Below are 11,929 nucleotides of genomic sequence, written 5' to 3'. Positions count from 1 at the left end.
TTTCAGTTATTAACTGAAGTTTTTATTGATTAGGAATCATAAGATAACTTCCGTCTAAATCGTTGAAATAAATAACATATTTAGATTTTGCTACTGGTGTATTATCACCCGTACTTATACCTGAGAAAGGTGTTTTTCCTCCCCAAGAAACATCCCATGAATTATTTGCTTTAAATTTCATTTCACCATCTTTTAATGAAGTTACTCCAAGAGACCAAACGTGAGCATTGAAAGAAGATTTTACCATTGGTATTGTTTCACTCCAGTTTTCATCAATCACACTTCCAACAATACCAATTGTCGAATATGTTACTGCGGCAGAAGCATCATAAGGAGTTAACTTATAAGTTAATTTTTCTACATCCATTGTAAATCTGTAATATCCATCAGCAGTGATCTCAATATTTGCAGGATCAGGATCAGATTCTACCCCTCTGTAAGCTAAAGAGCCGCCAGATCCTCCATACATTGGAGCCCAGCTTCCTAAGTTTTTAATAGCTTTGAAAGCTCCCTTTTTAAAGTATCCTGTAAAAGTATATTCATTAGCATTAGTTCCGCTTCTAAATAAAATTTGATTTCCTTTGTTATTATCCCAGCCTGAAACAGTAGCATCACCAACTAAATACCAATCTGCAAAGTCATAAACAACTTTTCCTGCATAAGGAGTAACACTAATTGTAATTAAACCTTTTGAAACCTGAGGAAATGCTCCAGATACGCTTGATGAAATTTTCACATCATACATTGAAGCAACTTCTACTTGTCCACCTAAATCAATTGCAGCTTGGTTTAAATCTTTAACTAGAACTGATGCCTCTGTAACACTGCTTGTAACTGCAAGAGTTTTAGCAGCAGTAAAATCACCACCTTTTTTATCAATTAATAAAGTATATTTTACGGCAACATCTGTAGAGTATTCTGCTGCTGACCATGTAAATTTAGCAGCTTCTTCACCAGCCTTGTCAACATCCAAAATATAAGTTTGTCCTGTTGCAGGTGCAGTAATTTCTGGCGCCGAAACAGTGTCTAGAATTGGTCTTTCATCTACAGCATCAGCATTACATGATACCGCAAGTACACCAATAAATGCGATTATAATTTTATGTATATTTTTCATTTTACAGTTTTATAAAGGTGTTAGTATCCTGGATTTTGTTTCAAAGTCGGATTTGCCTGAATAGTTTTAGCTGGAATTGGCATAAGATCTCTAAATGAAGCTGTAGCAGATCCATTTTGCACACCACCTTTCCATTGCCAAATTTTATCTCCTCCTGTAAATTTCCCAAAACGAATCAAATCTGTTCTTCTGTGACATTCCCAGTATAACTCTCTTCCTCTTTCAGCTAGAATAAAATCAAGTGTCAAATCTCCAGTAGTAACCGTTGAAGCATTTGCTCTTGTTCTAATTTGGTTAATATATCCCACAGCAGTTCCTAAATTACCTGTTGAGGCACCTCTTACAGTTGCTTCTGCATACATTAAATAAGCATCGGAAATTCTGAACACAGGGAAATCTGTATCTGGAATATCCGTTCTTTGAGCTGCAGTACCATTTGATTTTACATTTGAAAATTTAGTAATTGCATATCCATCTGTAAAAGTTGAAATATTCGTTATATCCAAAGCTTGTCCTGGAGTATAAGCGGATAATCGTTTATCTCCCCAAACTTGTTGTTTCCCTAATGACACTGGAGCATTAGTAAATGTCGTAGGAGCCGCTACTTCAACACCATTCAAAGTAATCTTACCAGTTACAAAATTAAACACATAAGTGTTATTTACATTATACCCTGCTTGTGTTTCATTTCGGTCACTTGAATCAAATGCTTGACCATCTTTGTTAACCAAAATACCCGTATTGTTTGCTAAATTTTTATTCTTAGTCTGATAATAATCAAATGAGCTAATTGGATTACCAAAATTATCAACAAATTCTTTGCGAGTTCTAGTACCGAACCAGCCTCCGTCCATTCCTCTTGAAGCAGCATCGATGCTTCCTCCAATAGCAGCGTGAATGATAAAACTCATTCCTCCACCAGTTGCTCTAATTGCATTTCCATCACTTACGATTGGAAAAATAAATTCGTTTTGAGCACCGTTTGTATTGTTATCTGCAGAGAATAAGTAAGAATAAGGAACATTTGCAAATGTATATCCAGAATTAATGATTTCAGTACATAAAGTTGCTACGTCATTATTTCTTTCAGTTCCAGTGTAAACTTTAGAGTTTAAGTAAATTTGAGCTAACAAGAATTTAGCTGCTACTTTATCAACTCTACCGTATTCATTTGATCTAGCATTTGCTAGACTGTTATCTAAATCTTTTAATTCAGACTCTACAAAAGCAAAAACTTCTGCTCTTGATTTTTGCACTGGATAAAAGAATCCAACAGGATCTGCTTCTGTTGTAATTGGCACATTACCAAACAAATCCATTAAATTCACATAAGAATAAGCTCTTAAGAAACGTGCTTCTGCTCTAAAAGTTGCGATTTCAGCTTTTAGATTTGCATCAACACCTCTCGCTTCTAATTTGTCATCTGTAGTTTGTCTTAAAAACTCATTTGCCAAACTAATATGATAAGATGCTCTAGAATAAGTTCCGTATAAAAACTCATTTACAGGAGACCATGTCTGCATGTTTAATGTTGGCAAAGTACCATCAGCCCAAGCAATAACTGCTTCATCTGTAGGTAATTCTTGCGTTACAAAAAGCAAACGCAAGTAACTGCTAAAATCTCCGCTAAGACCAGCAATATCAGCTTGTCCGTCACCATCATTTCCTCCTACATATAGTCCCGCATATAATTTTGCTAAAACTTGCTTGTAAGATGCTGGATCTTCGAAAAAAGTTTCCGATAAAAATTCATCATCATCTTTTGGTGTCACGTTTAAATCGTCAGTACACGAAGTAAGCGTCATACTTATTCCTAAAATAAATAGGAAGAAATAAGATATATATTTAAATGATATTTTCATTTTGTATGTTTTAAATTTTTGTTTTTCAATGTACTATTAGAAACTTGCATTTACTCCAAACAAGAATGTTCTTGCTCTTGGATAAACGTTACCATCAATTCCGTTGAATTTCTCCGGATCTAATCCATCATATTTTGTAAGTACAAAAACGTTTTGAACACCTGCTGAGAATCTTAAAGAAGCAGCTTTCAATAAAGCTTTATCTAAAGTATAACCAACTGTTACGTTATCTAATTTGATGAAAGAAGCATCTTTTACATAGTAATTAGATAAATAACGCTGAGTTCCATTATCTTCATAAGTAAATCCAGTATTTAAATAATCTGAACTCACGTTAGACAAGTCTGTTTGTCTTCTTAGACCTGCATCTGAATATCCTAAGTTAGAATTTACGTTATCAAAAATGTAATTTCCTAAACTTGCTCTCCAGTTCATTGTAAAATCGAACTTTTTGTAGTTTAAAGTTGAGAATAAACCGAAAGTATAATCTGCTGTTGGTTTTTTATATCTGTAACGATCGTTAGCATCGATTTTACCATCTCCATTTCTATCAACATATGCTCCCGCAATAGGTTTTTTGTTTGCATCGTACAATTGCTCGTATACAAAGAATGAATTTGGAGCAGATCCAACCGTATTAATTAATACTTTATTTCCATTTCCACCTTTAATATTATCTCCTACTTCATAACCTTGGAAACCTTCAACAGTCTGACCTAAACTTTCAATTTTTTGGTCTAAATAAGTAGCATTAACGGCTACGTTCCAAGTTAAATCATCTTTTTTGATGATATCTGACTGAAGGCTGAATTCAACCCCTTTAGTTCTTAAATCACCAATATTATTAAATCCTTGGTTTCTCAAGTTGGCACCATCTGGAACCAATACATCAGCTAATAAGTCAGATGATTTTTTATCAAAATAGTTAATAGATCCAGTAATTCTATCTTTTAAGAATCCAAAATCAAGACCAATGTTCATCTCTGCTAACTCTTCCCATTTGATATTTTGGTTATATCCTTCTGGTCTAGCCGTTCTGTAAACAACACCATTAAATACATATTGAGTATTAACAGTACCAAGTGTAACTCTTCTTAAATAGTCATACTGAGCAGAAATATCTTGCTGACCTGTAGTACCGTAACCAACTCTTAATTTCAAACTAGAAAGTGTTTCGTTATCTTTTAAGAAAGACTCTTCAGCAATATTCCATGCAAAAGCACCTCCCATAAAGTTACCCCATCTGTTTTCTTCAGAGAAACGAGAAGTTCCGTCTCTTCTGTAGTTTAAAGTCAATAAATATTTACTGTCCCAACCTAAGTTTACACGACCAAAATAAGATTGTAAATTGATATCTGGATCAGTAATAACATCTTCATTTCTACTTTCCGCTGGCTGTGTTAAAGCTCCAGATTGGTATTTTTCTTTTTGGAACAACTGATAGTTGTAACCAGCTGTAGCATCCAATTTAAGTTTTCCAAAATTTTTGCTATACACAAAATACGCATTCAAGTTTTTGTTTTGAAGATCGTCTGTATAAGTGTCATAATTACCTAAATTCACCCAGTTTCCAGAACTGAACGGATTTGGCTGATATCCTAAAGCACTTTCTGTACTTTGTCTGTTGTATCCACTACTATCAAATCTATCGATACCAGCTTCAGCAACAAATCTCAAATCTTCAAAGAAGTGGAATTTATAATCAAGGCTGATGTTACCCCATTTTCTAGTAGATTTAGATCTTTTGTCTTCTTGATTTAATCTTGCAACTGGGTTTTTAGCAGGTAATAATGCTAAGTTTCCGTTTGGTTCCAACCATTCAAAATATCCTCCGTAACGAGAACCCGCTTGGTAAGGAGATTGTGTTGGATCAAAACTAATTGCAGAACCAATAACAGCATCTTCATCTTGAAACTGATTTTTGCTGAAAGATAAGTTTCCGCTAATATCAATTTTTAAGTGATTATCAAACAATACTGGATTTAACGATATCGATGTCGTTGTTCTTTCAAAAGAAGTATTTCTTAAGATTCCTGGATTATCAACATTACCAACAGATAAACGTACTGGTAATTTATTGAATAAAGCACCGCTTACAGAGATATTATTATTTGTTGTTAAAGCAGTATGGAAAATTTCGTCTTGCCAGTTTGTATTTGCAGTACCCATTAATGCTTTTTGAGCATCGCTTCCTTTTGTATTTACAAAATTACGGAATTGATCTGCACTTAAAACATCAACTGTATTAGCAACTGTATTGATACCAACTTGAGAGCTGAAATTAACTTTTACACCACCTTTAGTTCCTTTTTTAGTCGTAATTACGATTACACCATTTGCTGCACGTGAACCGTAAATAGCAGCTGCAGAAGCATCTTTAAGAACTGTAAATGACTCAATATCATTTGGATCAATTGTAGACAATATACTTGTAGCACCACTTGGAACAGCGTTACTTAAAGGAAGTCCATCTAAAATAATCAATGGGTCGTTTGAAGCACTTAATGAAGATCCTCCACGAATTCTAATATCTGCTTTTGCTCCCGGAGCACCTCCTCCAACAACATTTACACCAGCAATACGTCCACCAATTAAAGATTCTGGAGTAACGTTGATACCTTTATTAAATTCTTTGGCAGAAATTTGAGAAACAGATCCTGTTGCGTCTTTTTTCTTAACAGTTCCGTAACCAACTTGTACCACAACTTCCTGCAATTGATTTGTATCTTCTTCTAAAGATACTGGCAAGTTTTTTTGACCATTAAAGACAATAGTCGTTGTTTTGTATCCAATAAATGAAACTAAAATCTTGTCTCCATTTTTTAAATTTGGCAATTGGAATTTACCATCAAAATCTGTAGAGGTACCCACTGCGGAACCTTGTACATTTACATTTACTCCTGGTATAGGCTGACCTGTGGCATGATCAGTTACTACCCCACTTAAAGTACTCTGAGCTAGTACTGTAAACGGAAGCAAAAGGAATAAAAATAACAACTTTTTGTAAATTGTTTTCATACTTTTTGTTTAAATTAGTTTTGAGTTTTTGACTGTTAGTTAAGTTTTTAATTTTACTTCGAATTCCAAAATTATGAATTTATTAACATGCTCAACCACAGACAACTTTTATTGAGTTACGAAAACGTGGTAGTGTTGAAAACTTTCTATATTTTGTAATCTTTTCAGTCAAAAATTGTCAATTATAAAATTTTCAGATACCTTTATTATTAATTAGATTTTTTTCACTTTACGCCATGAAACGCAAAATAACCCTAAAACAGATTGCAAAGGAACTTGATGTATCCATTTCAACTGTCTCAAAATCACTTAGAAACAGTCTAGAAATTGGCGAAGAAACACGATTAAAAGTGCAGGCTTTTGCGAAGTTTTACAACTATAAACCCAACAATATTGCTCTTAGTTTAAAAAACCGAAAAACCAAGAGTATCGGGATTATTATTCCAGAAATTGTACACTACTTTTTCTCTACTGTCATCAACGGAGTGGAGCAAGTAGCAAACGAATACGGATACAGCGTAGTTATCTGCGTATCAGATGATTCATTCGACAAAGAAGTCTTAAACATGGAGATGTTGGCCAACGGAAGTATCGATGGTTTTATCATGTCTCTTTCGAAAGAAACACAATTTAAAGGCGACTTTCATCATATTACCGAAGTGATCAACCAAGGTATGCCTGTTGTTATGTTCGACCGCGTAACTAATGACATTCTTTGTGATAAAGTTATTATTGATGATAAAGCTGCAGCTTATGAAGCTGTTCAGAGCTTAATTGATAATGGACGTAAAAAAATCGCTTTGGTAACCACAGTTGATTATGTGAGTGTTGGAAAACTCAGAACCGATGGTTACGAAAAAGCATTATTAGACAACGGATTACCATTTAATGAAGATTTAATTATAAAAATTGAAGATGTAGATACTTGCGAAATTACAATCAGCCAGCTTTTACATGACAGAGCTTTCGACGCAGTTTTTGCTGTAAATGAGCTTTTTGCCGTGACAATTATTAAAACAGCCAACAAAATGGGATTAAAAGTTCCCGAAGATTTAGCTGTTATCGCATTTACTGATGGAATTATTTCAAAATATTCTACTCCAACTATCACGACAGTAAGTCAGAGTGGAGAAAAAATGGGTAACAAAGCAGCCAAAATGCTTATTGAGAGACTAGAAGCAGAAGAAGATGACGATGAAGAACATACCGAAAATTACACTACAGAGGTTATTGAAACTCACTTAATAGAACGAGAATCTACTGACTAAAATTCTTAAAATCAACACTTTCTAAAGCCATAAAAAATATTTATGGCTTTTTTATTAGCATAAATAAAAAAATAATTAATACTTTTACGCCCGTCAAGGCTTTTACTTTTACTTCGAAAAAACAGTAAGTTTTGATAAGCAAAGCGCTTATCGTATAATTTTTTACAAATTACGATAATGGAAAAGCGTAAATTAAGTTTCTGGGAAATCTGGAACATGAGTTTCGGTTTCTTAGGAATCCAAATGGGGTTTGCACTTCAAAATGCAAATGCCAGCAGAATTCTTCAAATCTTTGGTGCAGACGTACATGAACTTTCTTGGTTCTGGATTATTGCTCCTCTTATGGGATTAATAGTACAGCCAATTATAGGTCATTATAGCGACAAAACTTGGGGGAAATTCGGCAGACGAAAACCTTTCTTTTTAGTAGGAGCCGTTTTAGCTTCTGTGGGATTAATTTTAATGCCGCAAGCTAACATTTTCATTTCTGTATTACCTGCTTTATGGGTTGGAGCAGGAATGTTAATGATAATGGATGCCTCTTTCAACATTGCAATGGAACCTTTCAGAGCGCTTGTTGGAGACAATTTAAGAACAGATCAGCGTACTGCAGGATTTAGCATTCAAACTTCTTTAATTGGTTTTGGAGCCGTAATTGGTTCTGCATTGCCCTACATTTTGACCAAGTATTTTGGTGTACCAAACAGCACAGTTCCGGGAAGCGTACCGTTAAATCTAACCTTGTCATTCATTATTGGTGCGGCAGTTTTAATCGGTTCCATCTTAGTAACTTTATTTACAACCAAAGAATATTCGCCAGAAGAATTGGCAAAATTTGAAGATCCGCAAAATGATGCGATTTCTGATTCTGAGGAAAAATCAAAAATCACAGACATCTTTACCGATTTTGCAAAAATGCCAACTACCATGCGCCAGCTTAGCTGGGTACAATTCTTTTCGTGGTTTGGATTATTTGGAATGTGGGTTTTTACAACTCCAGCAATTGCGCACCATATTTACGGTCTGCCGTTAGAAGACACTTCTAGCCAGCAATATCAAGATGCTGGAGATTGGGTCGGAATTCTATTTGGTGTTTACAACTTAGTTTCTGCTATTGTTGCATTGTTTTTCCTTCCGTACATCGCTAAAAAAATTGGCCGAAAAGCAACACACTCACTTTCGTTAATAATTGGAGGGATAGGTTTAATCTCTATTTATTTCATGCCAAACGAAGACTGGGTGGTATTGCCAATGGTTTTAATTGGAGTTGCTTGGGCAAGTATTCTAGCGATGCCTTATGCGATTCTTGCAGGATCTATTACACCTAAAAAAATGGGTGTTTACATGGGAATCTTTAACTTCTTTGTTGTTATTCCACAAATTGTAAATGCATTAATTGGAGGTCCAATTGTAAAATATCTTTATAACGGAGATGCCATTTATGCCCTAGTCACAAGCGGAGTTAGTTTTCTAATTGCTGCGGCTTTAGTTTCTAAAGTAAAAGATGTAGACGACATTACTCAAAAATCATAATTAAGAATAATTTCCCTCTAAAAATGAATAGAAAAGCATTCATATTCGACCTTGACGGTGTAATAGTTGATACTGCTAAATACCACTTTTTAGCTTGGCAGAAAATTGCCAAATCGTTAAACATAAATTTTACACATGAAGACAACGAACTGTTAAAAGGCGTAAGCCGAGTTCGTTCGTTGGATATTATACTTGGATTAGGAAATGTTCAGGCTTCTCAAGAAGACAAAGACAAATGGCTGATTCAAAAAAATGAAGATTATTTATCTTATTTAGTTGACATGGATGAAAGTGAGGTTCTTCCAGGAGTTTTAAAAATTCTAAAACTATTAAAAGATAAAAATCAAGGAATTGCACTGGGTTCTGCCAGCAAAAATGCAAGACCTATTTTAGAAAAAACAGGCGTTCTATCTTACTTCGATGTTATTGTTGACGGAAATGATGTCAGCAATGCAAAACCAGACCCTGAAGTATTCTTAAAAGCGGCTCAATTACTAAATATTGATCCAAAAAACGCAATTGTATTTGAAGATTCTGTTGCCGGAATTCAGGCAGCAAATATTGCAGAAATGGTAAGTGTGGGAATTGGTGAGGAAACAATTTTACATGAAGCTGACTATATTTTTAAAGATTTTACCCAAATCGAAACAAGCTTTATTGAAGAGTTAATTGGATAATTAGAAAATGTCTCAATGAGATAATTTATCTCGCTGACAAATATTCTAATGCTGCGATTACTCAAATGAGTGTAAAAAGTTATTAAAAAACCCAGGCAATTATGTAATTATCAAATTGCCACATTATCTAATTTAGAAAATGAATCAAGATTATATAAAACCAGACAATTGGTCTATCATTGAAGAAGGATTTGATGCCGAAAGAGTTAAATCGTCTGAGAGTCTTTTCAGTATCGGAAACGGCGCAATGGGACAACGCGCCAATTTTGAAGAAACCTATTCAGCAGAAACTTTTCAAGGAAGTTATATCGCTGGAATCTATTATCCAGACAAAACAAAAGTGGGCTGGTGGAAAAACGGTTATCCGAAATATTTTGCCAAAGTATTAAATGCTCCAAACTGGATTGGAATTGACATTGAAATCAACGAAGAAAATCTTGATTTAAACACTTGCACCGAAGTTAGAAATTTCCGCAGAGAATTGAATATGAAAGAAGGATGGTACAATCGCTCTTTTGAAGCTGTTCTAAAAAACGGAACTGAAATTGCGGTAAATGTTCGTCGTTTTCTTTCATTAGATTTAGACGAAGCTGGAATTATCAAATACGATATCACACCTTTAAACAAAGATGCAAAAATCGTTTACAAACCTTATATTGACGCAGGTGTAACCAATGAGGATGCCAACTGGGAAGAAAAATTTTGGGAACCTCTTGAAGTTAAAAAAGGCACAAACGAAGCTTTTGTAACGGCTCAGACTTTCAAGACGCATTTTAAGGTTACTACTTTTATGCACAATACGATTTTGGCAAATGGAGAAAATATTAATGTTTCGCCGTCAACAATCGATTCAACTACAGATAAAGTTCAGTACACTTACGGAACCATTATTGCAAAAGGACAAACCTCAACCATTCAAAAAATTGGAGGTTATACCGTTTCTTTAAATCATGAAAACACTTTAGCTGGAGCCGAAAAAGTAATTAAATCTGCTGTTGCTTTAGGATACGATGCTTTACTTCAAAATCAAATTGAGGCTTGGGCAAAAATCTGGGAAATGTCAGATATTACGATTGAAGGTGATGTTAAGGCACAACAAGGAATTCGTTTCAACATTTTCCAATTAAACCAAACTTATTCAGGAAAAGATTCTCGTTTGAATATTGGACCAAAAGGTTTTACGGGAGAAAAATACGGAGGATCTACTTATTGGGATACTGAAGCTTATTGTATTCCGTTTTACATGGCGACAAAAGATCAGCAGGTTGCTCGAAACTTATTGACATATCGTTACAATCAATTAGACAAAGCAATAGAAAACGCTAAGGATAATCTAGGTTTCAAAAACGGTGCTGCTTTGTATCCAATGGTTACCATGAACGGTGAAGAATGCCACAACGAATGGGAAATCACACACGAGGAAATCCATAGAAATGGGGCGATTGCTTTTGCGATTTACAACTATAACCGTTATACAGGAGATTACTCTTATATTCCAGAAAAAGGTTTAGAAGTTTTAATCGGAATTGCGCGTTTTTGGCACCAGAGAGCTTCTTTTTCTAAAGATAAAAACCAGTACGTAATTCTTGGTGTTACAGGACCAAACGAATACGAAAACAACATCAATAATAATTTCTACACCAATTATATTGCAAAATGGTGTATTGATTTTGCTGCTGAACAAATTGAAAAAGTAGCTTCAGAATATCCTGCAGATCACAAACGCATTTTAGAAAAAGTAAGCCTTTCGGCGAATGAAATTCAGGAATGGAAAAAAGTAGCCGATGACATGTATTTCCCAATTTCAGAAGAACTTGGAATTTATTTACAGCAAGACGGCTTCTTAGACAAAGATCTAGTTCCAGTAAAAGATTTAGATAAATCACAGCGTCCTATTAACCAAAAATGGTCTTGGGATCGTGTGTTGCGTTCACCATATATTAAACAAGCCGATGTTTTACAAGGTTTCTATTTCTTCGAAGATCATTTCTCTAAAGAAGAATTAAAACGCAACTTCGAATTCTACGAATCATTTACAGTTCACGAAAGTTCGCTTTCTCCTTGTGTTCACTCGATTCAGGCTGCAGCTTTAGATAAAATGGATATGGCATATACGTTTTATTTAAGAACTTCTCGTTTGGATTTGGATGATTATAATAAAGAAGTCGAAGAAGGCTGTCACATCACGTCGATGGCTGGAACTTGGATGAGCATTGTAGAAGGTTTTGGCGGAATGCGTGTGAAAAATGACCAATTGCATTTCTCTCCAAAAATCCCAAAAGAATGGAAAGGCTATTCTTTTAAAATTAATTTCAGAAATCAAATTTTAAAAGTAGCTGTAAATCATAACGAAACAACATTTACTGTAGACGGCGATCAAGATTTAACAATTGTAGTTAATGGAAATCCTGTAATTGCAAGTAAATTTGTACAAATAAATTAAATTACAATACT

The 11,929-nt window shown here is 34.5% G+C and carries 7 protein-coding genes; 4 read left to right on the top strand and 3 right to left on the bottom strand.

Annotated elements, in window-relative coordinates:
- Nucleotides 1-22: 22 nt before the first annotated feature.
- From M0M44_RS07275 to M0M44_RS07265, 3 genes are read right to left on the bottom strand one after another with little or no spacing between them, the layout of a single operon-like run.
- Nucleotides 23-1,117, bottom strand: a complete 1,095-nt coding sequence (locus tag M0M44_RS07275) for a SusE domain-containing protein (RefSeq protein ID WP_248729169.1) — start codon at nt 1,115-1,117, stop codon at nt 23-25.
- A 20-nt stretch (nt 1,118-1,137) separates the two neighbouring features.
- Nucleotides 1,138-2,979, bottom strand: a complete 1,842-nt coding sequence (locus tag M0M44_RS07270) for a RagB/SusD family nutrient uptake outer membrane protein (protein WP_248729168.1) — start codon at nt 2,977-2,979, stop codon at nt 1,138-1,140.
- A 36-nt stretch (nt 2,980-3,015) separates the two neighbouring features.
- Nucleotides 3,016-5,997 carry a SusC/RagA family TonB-linked outer membrane protein gene (locus M0M44_RS07265; protein ID WP_248729167.1) on the bottom strand — a complete coding sequence of 994 codons (2,982 nt, stop codon included), beginning with the start codon at nt 5,995-5,997 and terminating at the stop codon, nt 3,016-3,018.
- Between the two features lie 236 nt (nt 5,998-6,233).
- Here M0M44_RS07265 and M0M44_RS07260 point away from each other — a divergent pair, with 236 nt between their 5' ends.
- The 4 genes from M0M44_RS07260 (at nt 6,234) to M0M44_RS07245 (ending at nt 11,918) form a co-directional block, all read left to right on the top strand.
- Nucleotides 6,234-7,265 carry a LacI family DNA-binding transcriptional regulator gene (locus M0M44_RS07260; protein WP_248729166.1) on the top strand — a complete coding sequence of 344 codons (1,032 nt, stop codon included), beginning with the start codon at nt 6,234-6,236 and terminating at the stop codon, nt 7,263-7,265.
- Between the two features lie 177 nt (nt 7,266-7,442).
- Entirely contained in the window at nt 7,443-8,798 is a 1,356-nt protein-coding gene (locus tag M0M44_RS07255; RefSeq protein WP_248729165.1) for an MFS transporter, read from the top strand.
- Nucleotides 8,799-8,821: 23 nt separating this feature from the next.
- The gene (gene pgmB, locus M0M44_RS07250; RefSeq protein WP_248729164.1) at nt 8,822-9,475 is read left to right on the top strand and encodes a beta-phosphoglucomutase; all 654 of its coding nucleotides are present in this window, start codon (nt 8,822-8,824) and stop codon (nt 9,473-9,475) included.
- 139 nt (nt 9,476-9,614) lie between these two features.
- A complete protein-coding gene (locus M0M44_RS07245; protein ID WP_248729163.1) occupies nt 9,615-11,918 on the top strand; it encodes a glycoside hydrolase family 65 protein in 2,304 nt (767 codons plus the stop codon).
- Nucleotides 11,919-11,929: the final 11 nt, after the last annotated feature.

The organism is Flavobacterium humidisoli (assembly GCF_023272795.1).
GTDB lineage: Bacteria > Bacteroidota > Bacteroidia > Flavobacteriales > Flavobacteriaceae > Flavobacterium > Flavobacterium humidisoli.
Note: the sequence above shows the minus strand (reverse complement) of the source record. Positions and strands in the feature narration are given on the sequence as shown.

Coding starts and splice junctions, on each gene's coding strand:
- pgmB (WP_248729164.1), top strand. CDS start 8,822: ATGAATAGAAAAGCATTCATATTCGACCTTGACGGTGTAATAGTTGAT.
- M0M44_RS07260 (WP_248729166.1), top strand. CDS start 6,234: ATGAAACGCAAAATAACCCTAAAACAGATTGCAAAGGAACTTGATGTA.
- M0M44_RS07275 (WP_248729169.1), bottom strand. CDS start 1,117: ATGAAAAATATACATAAAATTATAATCGCATTTATTGGTGTACTTGCG.
- M0M44_RS07255 (WP_248729165.1), top strand. CDS start 7,443: ATGGAAAAGCGTAAATTAAGTTTCTGGGAAATCTGGAACATGAGTTTC.
- M0M44_RS07245 (WP_248729163.1), top strand. CDS start 9,615: ATGAATCAAGATTATATAAAACCAGACAATTGGTCTATCATTGAAGAA.
- M0M44_RS07270 (WP_248729168.1), bottom strand. CDS start 2,979: ATGAAAATATCATTTAAATATATATCTTATTTCTTCCTATTTATTTTA.
- M0M44_RS07265 (WP_248729167.1), bottom strand. CDS start 5,997: ATGAAAACAATTTACAAAAAGTTGTTATTTTTATTCCTTTTGCTTCCG.